Annotated in this window: 19 protein-coding genes; 5 read left to right on the top strand and 14 right to left on the bottom strand. The window is 46.2% G+C overall.

Annotation, left to right across the window (positions count from 1 at the left end):
• Positions 1-103: 103 nt before the first annotated feature.
• The 3 genes from L5M17_RS07905 to L5M17_RS07895 form a co-directional block, all read right to left on the bottom strand.
• Positions 104-655 carry a TIGR04211 family SH3 domain-containing protein gene (locus tag L5M17_RS07905; protein ID WP_105251551.1) on the bottom strand — a complete coding sequence of 184 codons (552 nt, stop codon included), beginning with the start codon at positions 653-655 and terminating at the stop codon, positions 104-106.
• Between the two features lie 224 nt (positions 656-879).
• A complete protein-coding gene (locus tag L5M17_RS07900; RefSeq protein WP_113939029.1) occupies positions 880-2,169 on the bottom strand; it encodes an inorganic phosphate transporter in 1,290 nt (429 codons plus the stop codon).
• A 26-nt stretch (positions 2,170-2,195) separates the two neighbouring features.
• Positions 2,196-2,876, bottom strand: coding sequence for a TIGR00153 family protein (locus tag L5M17_RS07895; protein WP_105251552.1), 681 nt, complete (start codon positions 2,874-2,876; stop codon positions 2,196-2,198).
• 231 nt (positions 2,877-3,107) lie between these two features.
• Between L5M17_RS07895 and L5M17_RS07890 the strand changes: the two genes are divergently transcribed.
• Positions 3,108-4,604: an inorganic triphosphatase gene (locus tag L5M17_RS07890; protein ID WP_263146487.1), complete on the top strand. Its 1,497-nt coding sequence runs from the start codon at positions 3,108-3,110 to the stop codon at positions 4,602-4,604.
• An 83-nt stretch (positions 4,605-4,687) separates the two neighbouring features.
• Here L5M17_RS07890 and L5M17_RS07885 read toward each other — a convergent pair whose 3' ends face one another.
• The 8 genes from L5M17_RS07885 to L5M17_RS07850 all read right to left on the bottom strand — a co-directional run bounded on the left by L5M17_RS07885 (position 4,688) and on the right by L5M17_RS07850 (position 11,723).
• Positions 4,688-5,512, bottom strand: a complete 825-nt coding sequence (locus tag L5M17_RS07885) for an ion transporter (protein ID WP_219251958.1) — start codon at positions 5,510-5,512, stop codon at positions 4,688-4,690.
• Positions 5,513-5,667: 155 nt separating this feature from the next.
• Positions 5,668-5,997: a hypothetical protein gene (locus L5M17_RS07880; RefSeq protein WP_028761837.1), complete on the bottom strand. Its 330-nt coding sequence runs from the start codon at positions 5,995-5,997 to the stop codon at positions 5,668-5,670.
• A gap of 101 nt (positions 5,998-6,098) precedes the next feature.
• Positions 6,099-6,752: a DUF4178 domain-containing protein gene (locus L5M17_RS07875; protein WP_263146484.1), complete on the bottom strand. Its 654-nt coding sequence runs from the start codon at positions 6,750-6,752 to the stop codon at positions 6,099-6,101.
• Between the two features lie 164 nt (positions 6,753-6,916).
• Entirely contained in the window at positions 6,917-7,606 is a 690-nt protein-coding gene (locus L5M17_RS07870; RefSeq protein WP_263146482.1) for a PspA/IM30 family protein, read from the bottom strand.
• An 11-nt stretch (positions 7,607-7,617) separates the two neighbouring features.
• Complete coding sequence (locus tag L5M17_RS07865) at positions 7,618-8,031, bottom strand: YjfI family protein (RefSeq protein ID WP_105251554.1); 414 nt, start codon at positions 8,029-8,031, stop codon at positions 7,618-7,620.
• 78 nt (positions 8,032-8,109) lie between these two features.
• Positions 8,110-9,834, bottom strand: coding sequence for a polyamine aminopropyltransferase (locus L5M17_RS07860; RefSeq protein ID WP_219233820.1), 1,725 nt, complete (start codon positions 9,832-9,834; stop codon positions 8,110-8,112).
• Between the two features lie 4 nt (positions 9,835-9,838).
• The gene (locus L5M17_RS07855) at positions 9,839-10,738 is read right to left on the bottom strand and encodes a DUF350 domain-containing protein (RefSeq protein WP_113939026.1); all 900 of its coding nucleotides are present in this window, start codon (positions 10,736-10,738) and stop codon (positions 9,839-9,841) included.
• A 13-nt stretch (positions 10,739-10,751) separates the two neighbouring features.
• Positions 10,752-11,723, bottom strand: a complete 972-nt coding sequence (locus tag L5M17_RS07850) for a hypothetical protein (RefSeq protein WP_263146478.1) — start codon at positions 11,721-11,723, stop codon at positions 10,752-10,754.
• Positions 11,724-11,961: 238 nt separating this feature from the next.
• On the opposite strand from L5M17_RS07850, the gene glnE reads away from it, so the two are divergent.
• The gene (gene glnE, locus L5M17_RS07845) at positions 11,962-14,817 is read left to right on the top strand and encodes a bifunctional [glutamate--ammonia ligase]-adenylyl-L-tyrosine phosphorylase/[glutamate--ammonia-ligase] adenylyltransferase (protein ID WP_263146476.1); all 2,856 of its coding nucleotides are present in this window, start codon (positions 11,962-11,964) and stop codon (positions 14,815-14,817) included.
• Positions 14,818-14,921: 104 nt separating this feature from the next.
• Positions 14,922-15,893: a sensor domain-containing diguanylate cyclase gene (locus L5M17_RS07840; protein ID WP_263146473.1), complete on the top strand. Its 972-nt coding sequence runs from the start codon at positions 14,922-14,924 to the stop codon at positions 15,891-15,893.
• A gap of 77 nt (positions 15,894-15,970) precedes the next feature.
• On the opposite strand, the gene L5M17_RS07835 is transcribed toward L5M17_RS07840, so the two are convergent.
• Positions 15,971-16,930, bottom strand: a complete 960-nt coding sequence (locus L5M17_RS07835) for a sodium-dependent bicarbonate transport family permease (protein WP_263146471.1) — start codon at positions 16,928-16,930, stop codon at positions 15,971-15,973.
• 138 nt (positions 16,931-17,068) lie between these two features.
• On the opposite strand from L5M17_RS07835, the gene L5M17_RS07830 reads away from it, so the two are divergent.
• Positions 17,069-18,076: a LysR family transcriptional regulator gene (locus L5M17_RS07830; RefSeq protein ID WP_263146468.1), complete on the top strand. Its 1,008-nt coding sequence runs from the start codon at positions 17,069-17,071 to the stop codon at positions 18,074-18,076.
• Between the two features lie 115 nt (positions 18,077-18,191).
• Here the strand turns inward: L5M17_RS07830 and L5M17_RS07825 are convergent, their stop codons facing one another.
• Both L5M17_RS07825 and zapE read right to left on the bottom strand, forming a co-directional pair.
• Positions 18,192-19,817: a methyl-accepting chemotaxis protein gene (locus tag L5M17_RS07825; RefSeq protein ID WP_263146465.1), complete on the bottom strand. Its 1,626-nt coding sequence runs from the start codon at positions 19,815-19,817 to the stop codon at positions 18,192-18,194.
• Between the two features lie 581 nt (positions 19,818-20,398).
• The gene (zapE, locus tag L5M17_RS07820) at positions 20,399-21,685 is read right to left on the bottom strand and encodes a cell division protein ZapE (RefSeq protein ID WP_263146462.1); all 1,287 of its coding nucleotides are present in this window, start codon (positions 21,683-21,685) and stop codon (positions 20,399-20,401) included.
• A 281-nt stretch (positions 21,686-21,966) separates the two neighbouring features.
• Here zapE and L5M17_RS07815 point away from each other — a divergent pair, with 281 nt between their 5' ends.
• On the top strand, positions 21,967-22,764 hold the full coding sequence (locus L5M17_RS07815) for a polymer-forming cytoskeletal protein (RefSeq protein WP_263146603.1): 798 nt from the start codon (positions 21,967-21,969) through the stop codon (positions 22,762-22,764).
• Positions 22,765-22,782: the final 18 nt, after the last annotated feature.

Here is a 22,782-nt window from a genome sequence, read left to right as displayed (position 1 = left end):
ATTAGCTTGTTAATAAGTCGATGTAACGCTTGATTGACAAAAAAGCCAGTGTTTGAAAACACTGGCTTTTGGAAGGTAAATTAAGACTTTTTGTGTGTCAGACTCACATCCAACGTTTTTTATTGCGACGTTGTGGTCTAGGTAAATACACTAAAATAATGCCTAGGATTAAGCCCATGCCTGCGATTAATCCACCTTGGCGCCAAAGTTCAAAACGCTCGTCTTGAGCTGTGCGATCTACCGCATTTTTCAGTTGATCACGTTCTTGAGTCGTTTTAGCTAGGTTGGTTTCTAACTCGCTTAGTTTAGCCTTTAATTCGAGCAGTTCGCCGGCATGATTATCTGTTGAACTTGATACTTCTGCTAACTTAGCTTTGGCCTGTGCGAGTTCAGTTGTTAACGCAGGGACTTGCTCACGGAAACTTTGAGTCGAACTGATCAAGTTGGTTTGTACCCAACCTTCACGGCCTTTATGGTCGATTATTTTGGAGTAATCACCTTGAGTTTCGTTGAGCAGTGTCACAGGTTGACCCGCTTCAATTGATCCAACAATTCGAAACTCAGTACCAGGGCCACCTAAAAGATACAGAAACACGTTATCCGAGATGTAGCGGGATTGGCCTTCGGCCAGCAGGTTGGAAGACAGCAAGATCATTCCTACCAGAGTCAGGAGTCTAAACACTTTTGTATTCTCATCAACGAAATAGTCTGCACATGCTAGGGATTTGAGGCCTGTAATGCAAGAGGGAAGTCATAGACTTCCCTCAACTTTACGGCATCCATGCTATGACCATTCCAATTTAATTCAATCTTTCCTACGACCTTCTAGTCCTAGGCGCTAATACTGCTTAATGTCAGCAACACATTTAGCGAGACTTCTTAATTAAAAATACCTTTAATCATATAGAAGAAGATGATTGATAGGCCAGCACCTGCTGGTAAGGTCACAACCCAAGATACGACTATATTACGTACCACACCAATGTTAATCGCTGCGATACCACGGGCCATACCTACACCTAATACCGCACCCACTAAGGTTTGTGTGGTAGAAATAGGTAAACCAGTGCTAGAAGCAATAACTACAGTCGTTGCCGCGGCTAATTCTGCCGCAAAACCACGACTTGGCGTCAAGTGAGTGATGTTTTTTCCGATAGTTTGCATAACGCGCTGACCAAAAATCGCCAGACCCATCACAATACCTACGGCACCCAAAGGTAAAATCCACCAGACTAGAGGTGATTTCGCTGCAATCTCACCACCGCTATTGACGACAGAAACAACCGCCGCTAATGGACCAATCGCATTTGCTACATCGTTTGAACCATGGGCAAAAGCCATACAACAAGCAGTCAAAACCATCAGGATCGCAAACACTTTTTCAACGTTTTTGAACTGGGTTTGACGATCTGCTTTATCACTCATTTGTAAGCGTGAAATGGCGATTTTACCTAAGATACCAACTACAGCAGCAATAGCACCTGCGAGTAGGTAAGACTCGGTAACTGAGAAATGCAGACCAACATGGGATAAGCCTTTCATAATCGTCATTAATGACATGATGAAACCAGCAAATGCCATATAGAAAGGTACGAAACGCTTAGCATTACTCAATGGATCGTCAGTGTTGAAAATGAGTTTTTGAGTGCTTTGGAAGAGGATGAATGCCATAAAGCCCGAAATAGCGGGGGTTACGATCCAAGAGCCTACAATCCCGCCTACTTTATCCCATGAGACTGAATCTGCACCAACACCCACGGCGGCGAAGCCAATAATGGCACCGACGATGGAGTGAGTCGTTGATACTGGCCAGCCAAGAGCCGATGCGACGACAAGCCAAATACCTGCTGCCAACAATGATCCTATCATGCCGTAAACCAGCAATTCAGGAGTTGCAGTGAAATAGCTAGAATCAATAATACCGCTACGAATTGTATTGGTAACTTCGCCCCCAGCTAAAAATGCACCGGAAAACTCAAAGATCATTGCGATAATAATCGCTTGTTTAATTGTAATTGCGTTTGAACCTACAGAGGTTCCCATCGCATTGGCGACGTCATTCGCCCCAATACCCCATGCCATGAGAAAACCAAATGCAGCCGCAATGGCAATAAGCCACGGGCCATTGGTGACTAAGACGTTAGCCACCTCAATACCTGCATCAACCATATTGATACCTTGATAACCTTAATTTGTTAAACGCGAGCCAGCATAAGCTCAAGACGCGAACCGACGCGTTCGGCAAGATCTGCAAGACCACCGACCCATTCAATCGTTTTGTAGAGGAACATCACATCGACAGGATTCAATTCAGATTCCATAGCGAATAACTGACGGCGTAACTGAATTTGTAGATCGTCAGTATCTTCTTCGATGATATCGAGTTCGTTGATCATTTTTGCCACTAAGTCGACTTCACGGCCACGGAAACCTGTTTCTAACAGATCTTCGAGTTCATTAATGACTTGTTTTGCTAGTGCTACCGCATCGATACAGCGTTGTAGATAAGCAATAAATGGGACTTGCATGACCTGAGGGATTAACAGCTGACGGCCGATAACACGACCGGAAATATCTTTGGCTTTGTTGGCTATCTTGTCTTGTTGAGTTAAAAGTTCCAATAAATCTGTACGTTCTACTGGCATAAATAAACCGCTTGGCAGAGTCAGACGGATTTCACGCTTCAGTGAATCTGCTTGCTTCTCGGCTAAACTAATTTGCTTACGTAATTGAACTGCACTGTCCCAGTTACCTGTGATAGTGGCTTCGAAAAAGGGGACGAGTAACGATGCGCAATCGTGTACTTTGTCCATGTGCTCTTGAAGAGGCTTAATTGGCGATTTTGCAAACACGCCCAAAATAGAGTTTACTGGCATTGCCGTTTACCTATTTAGATTGTTCCATTATTGGAAAAAGCGGGCGCATGTTAACCTATGCGTCCGCGTATTGAAACTGTGTTTTTTCAGAAAAAACGACAGGTTTATTCTAACGGGTTATATACCAACTGCAAAACCAAATCCTACGGGATTTTTATGACACATTTGTGACATTATGAACTAAAGATGACGCATCGATGAATATTTGATGACAAAGTGAGCGGTTACGCAATGAATGCTGAGATTGAATTAAAACTGTTTTTCCTGCCGATATATCAAGAATCCCTGATAAATAAGTTAGATAGTCTCGATAATGCCGTACCTCAAGGTCAACGTCGTTTGGCGAATGGTTACTTCGACACCCCTGACTTGCAATTACGTCAGTGGGACATGGGATTGCGGGTGCGCGGTTACGATGCGCACCGAGAGCAGACCATAAAAACCGCAGGACAAGTCGTGGGCGGCATTCATTCGCGGCCCGAATACAATGTGACTATCCAATCCGATAGCCCAGACTTAAGTCTATTTCCTACCAGCATTTGGCCCGTTGATGCCGATTTAGCGGCGACGCAAGCTCAGTTGACTTGTATATTTCACACCGATTTTTATCGTCGCGCTTGGCATGTTCAGATTGATAACAGCGTGGTCGAAGTGGCGTTAGACATAGGTGAAATCACCGCAAATGGCCAGCAAGAAGCCCTGTGTGAGCTCGAGTTTGAACTCCTCAGCGGCGATACTGAGGCGCTACTTAAGCTGGCGATGCAAGTGGCGAGCGTTGTGCCCGTGCGTTTAGGTAAGGCCAGTAAAGCGCAGCGGGGCTATCGATTGGCGGGCAAGGCTAAGCCGCTCGATTTAAAAGCATTGGAATTTCTGCCACTGGCCGAGTCACACGATTCTTCTTCACAGGATTTAAGTGCAAACTGCCAAATCCTGCTTGAAACCGCCCTTGAGCGTTGGCAATTATTAGAGAGCATGATCGCAGAGGAAAGCGACCCTGAAGCCTGTGTGGTACTATGGTGGCGGATGCGCGCCTGTATTCGTTTGCTGCGCATGACCCTAAATCAGTTCGAATTATTGAATGTGACACTGTCTAGCCAATTTATGCTGATTGAAAAGCAGCTCGATTTTATTGAGCAGGCACAGGCGTTGACCGCTTTGCTTGGTAGCCAAAGAGGCTTATTTGCTAAACTTGGCCAACACGCCCAAGTTAAAGTGCGACTTCTGGCGCAACTGACAGAGATTAATCTGACGGGACGCTTACTCTTCCTATGGCAACAGACCGAATATGGTCAATTACAGCTGGCTATTGTTGAACTGTTGCTAAAGATCAGTGCTGGTGAAGTGGATATCACCCATCAGCCTAGCTTACACCAGCATGCCGATCGTGCTCAGCAAGCTTCTTGGATGGCGATAATTGAGGTCATGCCACTCAATAGCGTCATGACAGCGGCAAATTATCTACAAGTGGCCACAGTGTTGGATGCGAGCATTCTTGTGGGTCATGCCTACGGCAGTTTATATGAGGCGAAATCACGGGACGCATTTCGTGCACCTTGGCAAGATCTCGCGCTTGGGATTAAAACTTTGGCTTGTTATCGCGCCTTACAGGATGCGAGTCGGGAGTTAGATATCAATTTAGCTGAGTGGCTGGAAGACAAGCAGCAGAGTTTGTTGTTTGCTATGGAATCGACACGCCGTAACGCGATGCAACAGCAGGTCTACTGGTAATATTACTTTTTATCGCTGATAAACGGAAAAGGCTCAATCTATATTAGATTGAGCCTTTTCATTAGTCCGTTTTCGCAACAAAGTCAGCTATTTTTTGTTTTGATAGCCTGCTTAAGTTCCGCAATTTGAGCCAGCATTTGCGCTTGATTTTGTTCTATTTTTTGTTGGTTCTCTTCCATTCTCGCTAAGGCTAATTCAAGCTCTGATTTGATTTCGGCTTTATGCGCATCTTGGCGTTCTTGGCGTTCAGATTCATCTGGCGCGACAAATACCGATGCCATATAACCTGAAATCACACCAAAAAAACTCACACCGCTGACAATGACCACGCCACCTATGATGTGGCCTGCTGTGCTTACAGGATAATAATCGCCGTAGCCGACGGTAGAGATAGTGACTAATGCCCACCAAATCGCTTGCTCAGCGGTCTGGATATTGGCGCCTTCGGTGCCGCTTTCGACGATGAGCATAATGACGGAAGCTAATGTCAGAATCGTCACCATAGCAACCAGTAAACTGGCTAAGGTGGCTTGTTTACGTTGTTTTACCAGTGGGAGCAGCAGTGAGCGACTCATGCGGATCAGGCGTATTACCCGTAGGATTTGAAAAAGCCGTGCCATACGTAGGGCTTCAATCGCCGGAATACTGGCAATAAAATCAATCCAATGGTGTTTAATGAAAAAGCGTTTATCGCGAGCACGGATCAACCCAACAAAGAAGTTGATCATAAAAATCATGCAAATACTGGTATCGACAAAGAAGAGCAAGCGGTAGGTTTCGCTATCTAGGCGGCCGAAGGTCATGACAAGTACTATGATCACCGACAGCAAGGACAATAGCATCATCGCCATTTCGAATGGAGAAGGAGTGCCAAGGGTGCGAAGCGACCATGGGGTTTTATCTGTCATGCCAAACATGATCCCTGTTAAGTGCGGCGAATATCACTACTAAAGTAAAAGACTTTAGGCTGTGAGTAAATTGACTGAGTTAATAAAAGGGCTATAAATCGATTAATCGCGCCAGCCAATGGTAAGAAGGGTTGGCGCTTGAGATCAGCGTTGCTTTAGGTTTCATCAACAAAGTGGACTAAATCGTCGAGTACACGGCGTTTAATTTCTAGCTGTGAATCGGCACTTAAACCATATTTCTCTGCCAGTTGCACATAGTCATCTGCATTGAGTGACACGGTAAGACGCGGACGCGTTGGCCGTTTCGATACGCTAAGACCTAAAATAGTGCGAATTTGATCAGAAGGGCTAACACCTGCATCTAACGCGGCTTTACGAATTGAGTATTGAAATTTTTCATCGAGATCGAAGGCGACTTGCGTTGCTTTCGCGGCCTGTTGGTTCTTTAACCATTGCTCGGGGAGAGGGTGTTTGGTCTTACTCATGGCGTATTACCTATTGCTATCAACCGTTTCTAGCGCTTATCTGTGAGATTGTATTGGGATTATTGATAAAGTGCGAGCGCGCACTTTATCTTATTTTTGGCTTATTTCGCTGGCCAGTATTCCCGAATATCCGTCAGTGGACGATATAAGGTCAAGACAACATCGGTATCACCCCCTTCGTAGACTTCCACTTCGACGGCGCAGCTTTCATTGTCATCAAGTAATAAATAGTACTCAAAGGGCTCACCTGTGGCGCCATTGGCATCCTGTGGCGGCTTTTGGCCACGATAATCCTGACGATGGAAATAGCCAAAAGCGGCAAAAGTCACTTGGTGGTATTGTTTTCCAAGCCATTGTTCAAGTTGTTCAGCTAAGTCGGCCGGTAATACTTGCGTAGTTAACTCGGCATGACCAGGTTCCTCGAACAGGGCGCTGAATTGCTCGAGATCGAATAATTGCTCCACTTGGGCGCGGGAAACCTTCATCGAAAAGGCGAGATAGGTTTCGTCGTCTTCTTCAATGCTCAAAAAGAGAGTATCGCTACCATGTCCCTTGAGTAACCACTCGGAGTGTTGTTTACGTTCAGACTCGTAAGTATGTACGGCTTCGACTCTTAATTGTTGACCACGGAGTTGTGGTGGCAGGGCAAAACTATCATCAATTGAGATCATGTCGCCGACATTGAGCTGGGACGGGTGATTGAGCTCGCGCTGTGGCGGGGCTTTCTTACCAAAAATACTATTGAAAAATCCCATAGTGACTCCTGCTGACTATGCTCGCGTGCGGCCTCATATTGATTGGCAGCAGATATTCACGGGCAATAGTGGTCATTTTTATTTAATGAGGATGAAACAAAAAAATGCCGAGGTCAGTAGGGGGTGATGATCCCACTGAGACTCGGCATTCGGTCAATCATTGCTTAGCTTTTACGTGCTTTGATTCGATCTAGCACTGCATTTGCGTTTGACTTTTGCTCACCAATACCCGCTTCGGCTAGTTTGGCTTGCAACGACTTATCACTGTTTTCATCGGCTAAGGTTTCAGCCGCTTTTAAACGGTCGTCAAATTGTTGCTGACGTGCCTTGATACGTTCTAGTGAATCTTTAGCGTTCAGCAGCTTAGAGTTGCTAGACGCGAACGAGTCAGTAATGGTTGCCGTCGCTTTTTGGACGCTTTCGGTGGTTTTAACCATGCGCAACTGACGTTGATAATCAGACAATTGGCGTTCGGTTTTCTTCACTAAGTCTTTCAAGCGTGCAGCATGGGCGCTAAAGCTGTCGTTGGCGCTTTGTTGCTCAGACAACTCTTGGTCTAACTGAGCAATCTTTTCAGCAATTTCAATCGCTAAGGCTTCATTACCTTTGTCCAATGCTTGAGTTGCATAACCTTCGTGTTCTGCAATCGAACGTTTCAGACGGTCGATTTCACGGCTGGCTTGCATTTCTTTTGCCATGACATCGGTCAGTTCACGTTTAGCATTGGTTAAATGCTTTTCTGCATCACGGATTTCCTGTTCGAAAATACGGGTTGAGTTTGCGTCAACGATGCTTTGGCCAACTTCGGTGGCACCACCGCGAAACGCTGTTAAAATTTTATTCAGAATGCCCATTTTGTGGCTCCTTATTTCAGATAGTCGACCAATTCATCAATAACTTCTAAACAGTTATCAGATAAAACTGCTAATTCTTGCTCGATTTCGAGCATGCTAGATTGTAGTGATAGCGCACCGTAAACCACGTATTTGTCATCAATTTTTGCAAAAGCTGACAAGGGCATTGGAATGTTGAGCTCTAGCATGGTTTCAAACATTTCACTGCGACGTTCTTGATTTACTTCGTTCTCGCCCCACAGGTAGCTGATGCAAAGCACTTGGTTGTCCGTTACCGATACAAATACCGGGATTTCTTCACGGCCGACCACATTCACTTGCAACACTTCGACTTCACCATCGATTGGATAACAATCAAATTGAAAGCCAGTTTGGCTGTTGTTGCCAAGACTGTTGAGGTGATTGGCAATGGTATGGATATTCATATTTGTCCTTATTGACATATTATGTCTGTGTTCAAAGATAGCACCGAGACATAATATGTCAAGTACTATCTCATCCTATTAAAAAAGATCCAGTCCTTGATTCTCGGACCAATCTTGCAAATGGTAGTGATACAGCTGCAATGAACCCAATTCATTGGGTTTTATGTTGGCGGCATCTTGATAAAAATTGGCTGGAAACTCAAAGGCGCCATCCACTAAACCTAAAGTGAGCCAGTCATCTTTGATGGGCAACTCAGTTAACTTCGCTAATCTGTGTTGTGCATCGAGTCCGCCTAAGGTTGCAATACTCCAGCCCCATTCGCCAAAACTGGGCACATTATGATGGTACTGCTTGACGTCAAATCCCGCCAATGCCAAGGTTTTTGCTACCGAAATAAAGGCCTTAGGGGCATGGTAAGGCGATGTCGACTGTACAGTCAGAGCGCCATCACTGCTCATAAGTTCCTTTAATTTACGGTAGAAATAGTCCGAATACAGCTTATTAAGATCGGGATGGCTCGGATCGGGCAAGTCTACGATAATCGCATCGTATTTCACGCCTGTGGCAATCAGTTTATCGACGCCATTAAAGGCATCGTCGTTGATCACTGTGACACGGGGATCGTTCAGTGCGTTGCCATTGAGCGCCAACATAGCGCGACTGAGACTATCGGGCATATCTGTATCGGGCGATTTAAATAATTGCACTAGGCCCACATCGAGATCGAGCAGCGTGACTTGTTCAGGCTCCCAGCGCAGTACTTGTTTGAGACCGAGTCCATCACCGCCGCCAATGATCAGCACCTTGTTGTGACGGGCACTGGCCGCGAGCGTAGGATGAACGAGAAACGTATGGTAGATGTGCTCGTCTATGCTAGAAAATTGTAAGCGACCATTGATGTATAAAGCATAAACGGGCGGCAGACCGTTACCGCGCAACCGCTCGGTGAAGGTCAGCTGTTGGAAACGTGTCGCCTTGGCGTAAACCACTTTGTCTTTATAGAGCAAATTATTGAATTCTTGCTCCCAGCGTGGGCCGTGGATTGCTAATACGAGTAAGACACCAGTCACGATAAAATGCCCACTCAAAAGCAGTTTAGGGCGGCGGATTTTAGGCCAGAATCGCCAAATAAACACAAAACCTGCCAATAGATTGAAACTGGCAGTTAAGGCGGCGGCGAGTTGGATATCGATGGCGAGCATAAAGCCAACCCAAATGGCGGCACCTATGCCTGCGCCTATGTAATCAGCTCCGTAAATGGTGCCCGCGTTATGCAGTAAATGCTCGTCGGAAAGGGATTGGCGAACCCTAGCAATCAGCGGGATTTCCATACCAATCATCAGGCCCAATAACACACCCCACACATAGGGTAAGTATTCGCTGAGTTTTTGCAGCGAGCCTATCATGCCACCTTCGGGCAGTTGATCTGGCGGTAAACCTAAGGTATTAGCAATGATCAATGGCAGTTGTTGACCAAAACCAATCACCGCTGCTGTGATTAAAATGGCGAGTGAGCCACAGAGTGCAACTGTGAGTTCTAAAATCACAAAACCGGTAAAGGCATCACGGATCTTACGCGCGGCGAAGGCACCTAGCCCCATGGAGACAATCATTAAGCCTATCATGGTGTAAATGGCGGCTTCTAATGCGCCTAAAATGCGGCCCGCATAGTGGGATAAAAGATATTCGTAGATCAGGCCGCAACCTGCTAATACGGCCATAATGCCCAATAAGAGAACATCGTCGAACCAACCTAGGCGGCTAGGTTTAGCCGCCGAGGGAGTTAAGCTAATTTCTTGCATTCGATTAAGCCATCAGTGCCGTAAGAATAAGTGCGATAGCGATACTGATCGCCATTTCTACTGCGGCGATACCGATATTGTGTTGTCTTTCCACTTCATCGGCTAAATCGATACGGGCCAATACCAGTTTCTTCACGACGAACAGCAGTAAGGAGAGCGCGATCAGCATAATGACTGAGAACACTAACCAACCGATCACGTTAGTCACATAAGCCGTTGGATTATAAATAATAAAGTGACTGGCGGCATTAAAGCTCAGTGCCATAGCAATCATGTAACCCGCATGGCGTAGCGCTAACGCTGTATGACCTTGGGCTAAGGCTTGTTGCATAGACGAGTCTTGGTTGCGGCTTGCGAAACGGTTTTCACGCCACCGCGTGAGTAGCACTAACATCAACTGCGAAATCGCAAAGGCGCTGAAGATGGCAATGAAGGTATCGACCGTTAAATCTTCTGCCCACAGCAAGACGGAGCGAATGATAATGGCGGTAGCAATAGCAACGCTAGCATCGACGATAGCGACGGACACATTACCTTTGATGATTTGCTCGTTCTTATCAAACTCATTTAGCGCTATTTTATCGTGGAGAAAACGGCCGAGTTTAATCAGTACTAAACCGAATAAACCATAGCAGCTCATGCCAATCGCTTCGGTAAGATAAGAGTGTGCCGCAGCGCCTGTGATAGCGCCTGTAAGCACTATGCCTAGGGCGGCAACTGCGCCAGCGGTACTTATGCCAAAGGCAAAGTTATCCCGCTCTGCCAGCTCTTTACTGCTATTGACCTTTACACTCCAACCTTGCAAATAACGCATTAGCGTTAGCAAAATCACGGCTATGGTGAGGTCGATAGCCAGAATGATGGCTAGCTCTGGTGTGATACCGAAATCCTGAAATAATGTCATTGGAAATCCTTAGTTACTTGCCCCGGCGCACACTGCGGGTCGTGCGATTGCTGGAATTGCGGAAACTGCTGTCTTTAGCATAGTTAGATCGAAACTTACTGTTCGAACTCTTGCTCGCACTTGTCGTGCTGGCCTTAGGTGCGCTGGTACTTTCACGGGATAACGCCGTGCCACCAGTTCGCGGTTTAGCATAAGGGCTGTCAAAGCGTTTGCCTTGTGAGTCGAAACGTTTTTTCGTTTGTTCGAAGGTCTTATTTTGCGCATCCGCTTGTTTGGGTGAGGTATAGCGATAACGACCTACGTCATTGTAATAGCTATAACCTCGGTTACCCGACCAACGATCGTAGGAAACTGGGCGATTGAAAACATTCGAAAACATCGAATACATGCCATACCAAGCCCAAAACGAAGTGCCGCTTGAGTCGGTTTGCCAGTTGCCGTAAGAGGGATTACCAACTAATTGACTGCCTGGACCAAAATCTTCACCGCCATTGGCTAATGTTGCGGCCTCACGGCTAATCGAATTCACGCGAGCCAGTTTGCCGTCGGACATATCGGCGACCACGTTGACGGGATCAGACAACATATCGTTAAACAGACTGGGATCTGCGGCTTGATAAAGATTTTCCGCTTCGGCCAGCTGTTGATCGAGATCAGCAAAGTTACTCGCCACTTTCGATTCATCTAAACGACGTTTCAGCGAGGTATACATGGGACCTTGGGTGCCAGAATCCTTTGCTAATTCATCGAGTAAGGGTGCTAAATCGGGTTTCTGTTGCTTTAGCAGTGTCGTGTATTGTTTTAAGAGATTAGCGTTACGCAACTGGCCGTCATCGATCATCGTCGTGAGCGTAGCGAGACGTTGCTGCGTGAGTTGTTGATACTTCGCGATTTTATCCGGTCTGTCATCGCCACAACCCGTCAGCGATAGCGAAACGGCTAAAAAAAGTATCGATGTGAGAACACGGGTTAGCATTCCTGCCATGTTTTCTCCAAAAGGTAATGAAATAAAACTCAAATACTTGCAGGCAATAATAATCCTCTTGCCCAATATGCCTGCCGCGCAGGTTATAGTACCCTTAAATGCCACAGATAAAAGTGTAAACCTTTATTTGTGTGTTACATCAGGTAGCTGCAAGTCTCGTCGAACATAACATGATGTGGCGTCAATCTATATCATTTACGACATAATATGTCGATAGCTAAATTTGTTAGGGATTATTATGACCATGCAAAAAGACAGTAATAAGTCATTGTCTATTCTTATTAATCAAACCGCTGAACGCAATTGGCTGCGATTAGAGGAAGCATGGTCCGAAGGACTTGCGCAATTAACGCCTGCTCAGCAGCAAGAACTCAAAACGGTTTTGGGACTCAGTGATTATGTAGCGGCTCAACTATGCCGACATCCCGAGTGGATCGCTATGCTGTTTGCGGGCGAGTTAAGCCTGATTGATCGTAAAAATTTTGATGTTGATTTGCATGAAGAACTGGCTAGCACGACCACCGAGGAGATGGCTAAAACCACCCTGCGACGGTTTCGTAACTATCAAATGGTGCGTTTAGCTTGGCGTGACTTTTTAGACTATGCCAGTTTAGAGGAATCCTTGCTTGATCTGTCGGCGCTCGCCGAAGCGTTAGTAATCTGCGCCCGCGATTGGCTCTATAAAGATATGTGCGCTCAATATGGCACGCCGATGGACAAAGAAGGGAATCCGCAACCGCTACTGATTTTAGGTATGGGTAAGTTAGGCGGCCGCGAGCTTAATTTCTCCTCCGATATCGATTTGATTTTCACGTTTCCTGAGCATGGCGAAACCGTCGGCGGTCGTCGCAGTTTAGACAATCAACAATTCTTTATCCGCATGGGGCAAAGGCTAGTGAACTTGCTCGATCAAGTTACCGTCGATGGTTTCGTGTTCCGCGTGGATATGCGTTTGCGTCCCTACGGTGAAAGTGGCCCCTTGGTGGTGAGTTTTAGTGGTCTTGAGGATTATTACCAAGAACAAGGGCGAGACTGGGAGCGTTATGCCATGGTCAAGGCTCGTGCGCTCGGGCCTTGGAACCATTTCTCCGATGAACTACACAGCCTCCTGAGACCCTTTGTGTATCGCCGTTATATTGACTTTTCGGCAATAGAATCCCTGCGGAAAATGAAGCAACTCATCGCGCAAGAAGTGCGGCGCCGTCATTTGACCGACAATATTAAACTCGGTGCAGGCGGTATTCGTGAGGTCGAGTTCGTGGTGCAAAGTTTTCAATTGATCCGTGGCGGCCGTGAGCCTGCGTTGCGTCAGCAGAGTTTATTCGGTGCTATCGATACGCTTTACAGCTTAGGGCAGTTTGAATATTTGGCGGTGGATGAGCTTAAACACAGTTATTTACTGCTGCGCCGGGTTGAGAATCTGCTGCAAGCCATTGACGATAAACAAACCCAAACCTTACCGAATAATCCACTCGATTGGGCGCGATTGTGCCATGTACTCGATATGGCCAATGAGGTTGATTTACGCACTCATATTGAAGCGGCAATGAGCAAAATCCATCGTCATTTTAAAGCCACTGTGGGTGGCGAAGAAGGCGAAGAAAAAGCCGAACATTGGACGGCGCAGCTGTGGAATATGCAAGACCTTGATGATGGCATTACGTTGTTGGCCGAACAGCAAATTGATGATGACAAGCTGTGCCCTATGCTTAGCAGCTGGCGCGAAACAGTGACTAAGCGTTCCATTGGACCACGCGGGCGAGAAACCTTAGATAAATTAATGCCAAGATTATTGGAAGAATTGATTCATCAACAGAGTCCATCGTTAGCTTTTGAGCCCGTGTCTAAGGTGCTGGAGCAAATTTTAACTCGCACCACTTACCTTGAGCTTTTATGTGAAAACCCAGGCGCACGGCAACAGTTAGTGAGCTTGTGCTGCGCCAGTCCTTGGATTGCCGCGCAGTTGGCTAAATTTCCCATGTTGCTCGATGAGCTTATCGATCCGTCGCAGCTCTATGACACGACCTCCATCGACGATTATCCGAGCGAGCTGCGTCAGTACATGATGCGCGTGCCCGAGGATGATATGGAGCAGCAGATGGAAGCGCTGCGACAATTTAAGCTTTCACAACAACTTAAAATCGCCGCCGCCGATGTCACGGGTGTTTTACCCGTGATGCAAGTGAGCGATCACTTAACTTTTTTAGCCGAAGCTATTATCGAACAAGTGGTGATGCAGGCGTGGCAACAGGTTTCAGTGCGCCACGGCGTGCCTGCATACCTTGAGGGCAGTGACACAGGTTTTGCCGTTGTCGGTTATGGCAAGCTCGGCGGGATTGAATTGGGTTACGGCTCCGATCTCGATTTAGTTTTCTTGTGTGAAAATAAAACAGAGAACGGCCTGACCAATGGTGATCGCCCGATTGAAGTTGGTCATTTTTACCTCAAACTTGCCCAGCGCATTCTGCATTTATTCTCGACTCGCACCACTTCGGGGGAGTTGTATGAAGTGGATATGCGCCTGCGTCCTTCTGGCGCCTCGGGTTTGATGGTCAGTGAGATTGAGCGTTTTGGCGAATACCAAGCTAATGAGGCGTGGACTTGGGAACATCAAGCTTTAGTTCGCTCGCGTTTTGTTTTTGGCGACAATAGTTTAGCGGTTAAATTCAGTCATATTCGCGCTTCAGTATTGGAAAAGCCCCGTGATAAAGCTGAGCTACAAAAAGCGGTACGTGAGATGCGTCAGAAGATGCGCGATCACTTGCTTAAAGTCAGTGATGGCATGTTTGATTTAAAGCAGAGTCCAGGCGGGATTGCCGATATTGAGTTTATTGCCCAGTACTTAGTGCTGGCTAATGCTCACGAGTATCCAGAGCTAACGATTTGGTCTGACAATGTACGGATTTTTGGTGTGTTAGCTGAGTTTGAACTTTTGCCAATGATGAGTGCCCAGCATTTAACTCAGACATATTGCTTACTACGGGATGAAAATCATCGACTGACTCTGCAACAAAAGGCGGGGCAGTTACCAGTGTCAGAGGTAGAAGACCATGCTGAGCGGGTGTTAAACATTTATCGTGCTGTGCTCGAATAGTGCAGTCTTTAAGGGGATTAAGGCTGATACGAATTTCAGCCTTAACACCGCAAGAATACACCATTTAGGCTAGAGTTTAATGAGAGCAGTTAGCTGAGAGTGCCATGCAATTACCTACAATTCCTGAAAACGAGCTGCAACGCTTGGCTACGTTACGGGCACTTAATGTGCTCGACACCGATGCCGAGGAACGTTTCGATCGTATTACTCGGCTTACGCGCAGAATTTTCTCCTTGCCCATCTGTGTTGTGACCTTAGTAGATGCCGATCGGCAATGGTTTAAATCACGTCAAGGATTGGAGGTGACTGAAACACCTCGGGAAATTTCATTTTGTGGACATGCGATCAATCATGACGGCATTTTCATCGTGAACGATGCCCTCAAAGATCCCCGCTTTAGTGACAATCCTCTGGTGACTGAGCAGCCGCATATTCGCTTTTACGCCGGCTATCCCCTCACCATTCACGAGCAATATCGGGTGGGTACTTTGTGTTTAATCGGTACTGAACCGCGGGATTTTACGGCTGAAGATATTGAAACCTTGACGGATTTAGGACAAATGGTAGAGGCTGAATTACTCTCTATCGCGCAAAATACCTTAGATCCCTTGACGGCTATTTCGAATCGACGTGGTTTTGAATTACTGGCCCATCAGTCACTGGCGAGTTGTCGACGTACCGAATCTGAGGCGGCCTTAGTATTCTTCGATCTCGACTTTTTTAAGGAAGTGAATGACAGCTTTGGTCATCGCAAGGGCGATCAGGTGTTATATGATTTTGCCCATATCTTAATGACTGCTTTTAGGGAGTCGGATGTGATCGCAAGGCTTGGCGGCGATGAGTTTGTGGTGCTGTTAAGTTTTGTGCATAGAGATACAGTCAATCGGGTCATCGAGCGTTTTAAGCAGTTACTTGAGCAATATAATCAACAGCATCCTAAGCAACATAGATTGGCGACCAGCATAGGTATCGCCCATTGGACACCGGATTCAGATATGAGCTTAGAGGATCTGTTAGATTCCGCCGATAAAGCCATGTATCAGGATAAAGCCACACATCACAGTGATGCATCTTAAATTGTTTACGCTTATGCCAATGAAAAGGGAGACAATAATGTCTCCCTTTTCATTGGACTTTATTCGGCGAAGAAGTACTAAGCTGTAATGAGCGTTACCCAATGTTGATATAAGGGTAAGCCAATTAGCACGTTAACCGGAAATGTGATCCCGAGTGAGGCTAGCATAGCCAGACCTATATTGGCTTCGGGGATTGCGGCTCGAATGGCCGCTGGCGCTGCGATATAAGATGCGCTGGCACTTAATGCCGCTAACACTAAAATGCTGCCTGAAGGTAAGTCCAGCCAAACGCCTACACCAATACCACACCAAGCCAATACAAAGGGCGCTACGGCGGCAAACATTAATAACCGCCATTGTTTAAGTGGTAGCGGCAAACACACTTTGGCCGTTACTAAGCCCATTTCCAGTAAAAATAATGCCAGTAAGGTTTTGAACCCTCCTAGTAACACAGGTGTAAGCGGCGCAAGTCCCGTTGGGCCATAAAGCCAACCTATCACCACACCGCCAAGGAGTAATACAACGCCACGACTGGTTAAGGCTTCGTGCAACACGCTTGATTGAGTTTCATTTTTGGGTGATGTTTCAATTGCTTTTTTGGCGCTTAAGTATCTGTGTAACCAGAGCATTACGACAATAGCAGGTAGTTCCAGCAGCACGAGATATAGGGTCGTTTCTGGCCTTAAGATCAGCCCAGATTTTTCAACCATAGCCATCACCACCGCAAAGGTTCCCGCACTGACGGAGCCGTAATGGGCGGCAATACTAATGGCATCGGTATGGCCAATGCGAACCAGCCGGGTTAGTACAGGGTATAAGACCAAGGGGATAATCAAACCTAAGGCTACAACCGCTAACAGCTCAGTGAACACTAAGTTTTGAGTGTGACCGTGGAGCGCCATTCCGCCCTTTAAACCTAAGGTAAGCATTAACAGTATGGATAGGGTTTCGTAGATCGCGGGTGGGACTTTAAGATCTGACTTCACAAGGCCAGCTAATAGGCCTAAGGCGAAAAAGGCAATGACAATATCGGGCATAAGTATCTCATTAAGTTTGACTTTTAAGCGGTGCAAAACGCGCTTGTTTGTCGAGTGATCCTGATGGCTGGTGATTTTGGACCTAATTAGTTATATTGAAAAATAAATTGTTTACCACCTAGGTATAGATAATTGTCTATGGATAAGCGTTCGTCATCGACTCAGCTTAAATTGCGGCATTTGAGTTTTCGGTTACTGCAGGTGTATGTGCAAGTGGTGCGGTTAGGTAATATTTCCGCAGCGGCGAGGGCATTGCATTTAACTCAACCCACAGTGTCATTACAGCTTAAAAAACTGGCCGATGTGTTGGGCGAGCCATTACTCGAGAGTCGTGATGGCCGCATGTTACCGACCTTGATTGGTAATGAGTTGTACCGCGCAGCCTGCGATACCTTGAGTCGTTTTGAGGATTTCGATGCTTTTATGCAGCAGGCTAAAGGTGGCAGTGTCGGTCACATTAATATCGGTATTGTCACTACCGCAAAATACGTGTTACCACGGATTTTAGGGGCATTTTATCGGCAGTTTCCACAGGTTAAAGTGACCTTAAATATTGGTAACCGTGCCCATGTATTAGGCAGATTTGAACGTCAAGAAGATGATTTATACCTGTTCAGTCATCCTCCAAGTGGCGATAACGTGTTATCTGCACGCATCATCAAAAATCCGCTGCAACTGATTGCACCAAAGGAGCATTGGGCTGTGGGTCGTGAACAAGTGAATTTTAACGAGCTTAAAAATGAGCGTTTTATCGTTCGCGAACCGGGGTCAGCCACCCGCTTAATGTTCGAGTCTTGGTGCAGCGGCCAAGGCATCACGCTCGGTGACACTATGCAAATCGAGAGTAATGAGGCGATACGCTTGAGCGTCGCGTCGGGCTTAGGTTTGTCGGTGATTTCGGCGCATACCTTGCAAGAAGGGCGCGAAAAACCTGCAATTCTAACTGTTACGGGGTTTCCGCTCGAAAGTAACTGGTATCTAGTTGGCCGTAAAGATCGCCGTTTGCCCTATGCCGCCATGCAACTGGTGGACTTTATGGCGGCGCATTTGGTCGAGTGTATCGAGCCAGAATGGGTTGCCACTGATATCAGTGAATTGGCTATGCACTTTAATCATGCTCCGCAAACTCGGTCCTCGCACTCTTGAGTCTTGCTTGTATTATGGAATGCTTTATTAAACTAGAGCATAGCGTTATGCATTGAGGGTAACGGTTTAACACATCTTGTGCCATTACCCTCTGATTCCATTATAAAGTGATACTCTAGACTTTAAATCGCGTTAGTAGATTGTTCAGTTCAACGGCGAGTCTTGAGAGCTCATGTGCTGAGGCACTGGTTTGCTGTGCCCCCGCAGCACTTTGGCTGGCAAGATCACTAATATTCACAATGTTTTTATCGACCTCGCGTGCGACTTTCGCTTGCTCTTCGGCGGCGCTTGCGATGACCATGTTGCTGTTATTCATCGTACTGATTTGGCGATTAATCGTGTTTAATGCATCCCCTGCCAATCTTGCGACTGAGAGTGCCTGTTCAGCCTTTTGGCCGCTGTGCTGCATTGATTGCACAGCCGTTTCGGTGCCGTGCTGGATTTTGTTAATCATGTCTTCAATTTCACGGGTCGAGGACTGAGTGCGATGGGCTAGGGCACGAACTTCATCAGCAACAACCGCAAAACCACGGCCTGTATCGCCCGCTCGCGCCGCTTCAATGGCTGCGTTTAAGGCCAGTAAATTCGTTTGCTCAGCAATGGCGCGGATCACATCGAGAACTTTACCTATATCCCTCGCTTGAATCGCTAAGGTTTGAACAACCTGTGAACTTTGCGTCACATCCTGATTCATGTCGATAATGGCTGCGACAGTCTGATCTACCTGTTTTTTACCTAATTCGGTACTGCGGGCGGTTTCTTCAGAGGCTTCTGAAGCGAGCACCGCCGTATTGGCAACTTCATCTACTGCCGAACTCATTTCGGTAATCGCAGTTGCCGCTTGCTGTATTTCATCATTTTGTTGCTGTATGCCGCGGGAAGCATCTTCAGTGACTGAATTGAGTTCTTCGGCGGCGGAGGCGAGCTGGCTAGAGGAGTTTGCTATATGGGATAAAGTGTCGCGCAGGTTTTGCTGCATTTCAGCTAATGATTGCATCAGTTGACTGGTTTCATCTTTACCCACTGTACTGATTTTCTGTGTTAAATCCCCCCTTGCGACTGCCACAGAAATGCCTACAGCTTCCTTCATTGGCTGCACGATACTGCGAGTTAAAAATATTGCTACTACAAATGCAGCGATTAAGGAGCCCACTATCATAATGCTGTTTAGCCATTTACTCTCGTCGTAGGCTTGTGCAGTTATTTGACCTTGTTCCTTTGCATATTCAGTATTCAAGCTGCCAATGCTAATGAGCGTCTTTGTCATTTTTTCGGCTTGCACTATCATGACATCATCCATGATCCGTTTAGCTTCGGCTGCATCATTCGCCTGTAGCTTGCTGATCATCTCATCTTGATGCTTTAAATACAGTTCAAGGCTGCCACTAAATTCTTGATAAAGCTCCTGCTCACCTGGCAGGCTAATTAAAGGCTCATAGTTTTTTTGATCCGTTTTAATACTCTGGCGGATTTGCCTTAATGTATCGAGTCCTTTGTTAAGTTCAGCAGCCGAATTTGCTAATAACAGGCGAAATGTAAACACCCTAGCGCGCATCACATTGAGGTTGATGCTCGACAGACTGACTAGCGAAGGTAGAGTATTATCTTCAATTTCTACAGCAGTGGAGCGCATGGATGACATTGTCTGTAATGACATGATTCCTTGAAGTAGCAACACAAGAGCAAGTAATCCAAACGCAGCAATTAATCGTGAGCCAATCTTAAATTGTCGTAACCACATAAGTTAATCGTCCCTGTATTTAAAAGAGTTCCGTTTAAGGCTGTTCTTAATATTTTCTAGCGAATATTTCGAACTAAGTGTCATGGCGCTTAGTCAGAATCATGAGTCTTTAGTTGATTGCATAAACTATAGATTATATTTTTGAGCTTTTATGTTGCAGGTTGTAAATTTGATCGATTTAAACCTATAGGCTGTAAATTAGAACAATTGAAACTAAGTTACACCGTACCTTAAAACTCAAGGTTAGCAACAGCTAGAAGCAAATTGAACGTAATGAGTCATTTGGTTGTGTGGATTGAATCGATTATGGAAGATGGGTTTTATATTTTATGTATTTGATTTTTAATTATTATAATTTTTTTGTTGTACTAGTTTGTCTATGATTGCAGATTTTCAATTTAGGTACTTATTCATCTTTCTAGGCTTGTATCTGCAAATAGCGTATTTGACTTGTTATATTCTGAATGCATGAATTATCTTATCACTAATTGTTCCTCGAATTTTTATCGTGATGGCTAACTTCTTGCTTATCAATATTAGGGTTTTGGTCTAACTCAACAGAGCGATAAATCGCTAATGTTTTACGGCCATTCACTTCGACTCATTTCTATTAATCGACTGTAGGTGCGGCGGAATTCAAAACTGAGTGCGCCACCTTGATAGAGTTCACTCAGTGGCACGTCGCAGCTGAGATATAAGCTGACATTTTGATCGTATAACTCATCAATTAAGCTGATAAAACGCCGTGCTGGGTCGTCGTTGGCTGCATAGGAGAGTTTGCGCTCGCCCGTGGCTGCGGCTTGGTTATCACCTGTACCGTCTTCTGTGCCGCGGGCACGGATCCAGCTTTTCACTTCGCCGCCTAATTTGGGAACGCCGCTCACCATTAAGATCTTAAATCGGCTGGCGATTTCGATGTAATCGAGTTGGGATCTCGGGCCGTCACATAGGGCATAAAAATCGAACCAAGCGACGGAGTTGCCTGTTGGCGCTATAGCGGCGCGGATCACTGGAATTTCACGGTTGCAGATGGTGAGGTTAGCATTACTCATTCTGCTATCACTAATGCCAATAGCGCTCATACTGAGTGTATTTGGTGTTAACCCATTCACTAGCTTGTCAAAAATCGGCTCAAAATCGAGTGTTCCGGTAATGCCGATATTGCGGGAAATTGAGGCGTTAACTTCAGCGCTATCAATGTCAATCTCGTTGTTTAATGAAGCATTGATGGCGTGCATCCTATGGTCTTGGTTGCCATTGAGATGCAGCATTTGAGTGTGTGTTTGCAGCAGTTGGATGCAAGGTAAAAATCTGTGCCTAGCTAGGCCGTTCTCATATAAGCGCTCAATAGGAATATTTGAGGTGGCGACCAGCACCACACCTTGTTTGAATAGGCATTCAAAGAGCCCTGCGAGTATCATGGCATCGCCAATGTCCGAGACAAAAAACTCATCGAAACACAGCACCTTGCACTCTTTTGCGAGATTTTTAGCAATGAGAGTTAACGGATCTCGTTTACCCGAATGTTCGCGTAATGCTTGGTGTATCCGTGCCATAAATCGGTGAAAATGCAGTCTTAACTTACCTTCACTCGGCAAGCAATCGAAAAACAAATCCATCAGAAACGTTTTGCCCCGACCCACATCGCCCCACAGATACAAACCTTTGATTGCTTGTTTGTTGATAAGGGGAAAGTGTGCTGAATGTGGCTGTAGCATCAACTGCTTAAATAGCACATCGAGCGCCAACACCGCCTGTTGCTGCGCGGGATCGTCAATGAGATCTATGCTCACCTTGGCGCGATACGCTTCAAGTGGTGTCACGATTGGGGTTATCGATTGCGAGCTAGCGGAGTTTGAATGTGCCATGTCGGGGTCTCGTTGGCGGTTTGTTTTCGGTGTTTGCTGCTAGTGTGTTCTTTAGCTTTGTTTTAGTGCGATATCAGTACTCACCTTTTTGAGGCATCCTGTTACTCATATTCAGGTACTCGGGAGCCATATGGCAAGATGCGCAGGGTAACATAGTCGCTGACGTGACTTAAGTCCCGCTCTGAGGCTTAGGTTAAATACTAAGCGAAACCAGTGCTTTATTCTCGAGGACTTTTACCATAACATCTTTGTCACAAAAATAATGATATGGAATGAATCCTATGGCGAGTAAGGGCAATGGCATTACGGTTATCAGTGCACAAACCTTGATTGAGGGTGACATTCAGTTAGAGAGCGCGGCATTCATTGCGGGTAAATTGCAGGGCAATATTAGATCAGCAGGACAAATTAAGATCGAACTTGGCGGCGAAATCTCTGGTGAAGTCAGTTGTCATGAGCTGCGTGTTTGCGGCGTATTTCGCGGAAGAGTCTGTTGTAATAAGTTGATTATTACCAGTTCTGGTGTGGTTGACGGTGAAGTCGCCAGTCATCAGATGGAGATTTACGAAGGCGGGCAGTTTATTGGTCAGCGTATTAAAGGTCCTGAACTTGATGCCTTGCCGGACATGCTACAAGCACTCGCGCCAATAGCTCAACGCTCGGATGCGCATTTATATGCCAGTGAAAGCACTTTACTAAGAGGTGATAATCTGGCGATTCGCCCTTGGCTGTATGTTGCAGTGGCAACTGTCGTCATAGCGTTAGGTTTTAGTTTTGGACCCGAGCAATTGCGTGAGTGGTTACCGAATCTTAGTGACAGCACGTTCAAAACTGAGGTGTCTCCGGCAATCGAGGGGCCTAAGGCCGTAAATGGTATGGCTCCTGAACAACCTGCTACGCCAAATAGCGCGAATGCCGACAATATGGCGGTGTTACCGGCAGAAGATCCTGATCCGCAGGCCATACAGCAGGATTCGGCGATGGAAGATTTGCAACAAATGGAACAAGGCCATGAACAGATGACGCAGGGTGATAATGGCGCACCGCCTGCCAGCGACAGTGCGACCAATAAGCTCTAATCTGTCGATCGCGCATTT

This window comes from Shewanella sp. SW24, from assembly GCF_025653395.1.
Classification (GTDB): domain Bacteria; phylum Pseudomonadota; class Gammaproteobacteria; order Enterobacterales; family Shewanellaceae; genus Shewanella; species Shewanella oncorhynchi.
The sequence above is the reverse complement of the archived record's forward strand: the minus strand, read 5'-3'. Positions and strand labels throughout refer to the sequence as shown.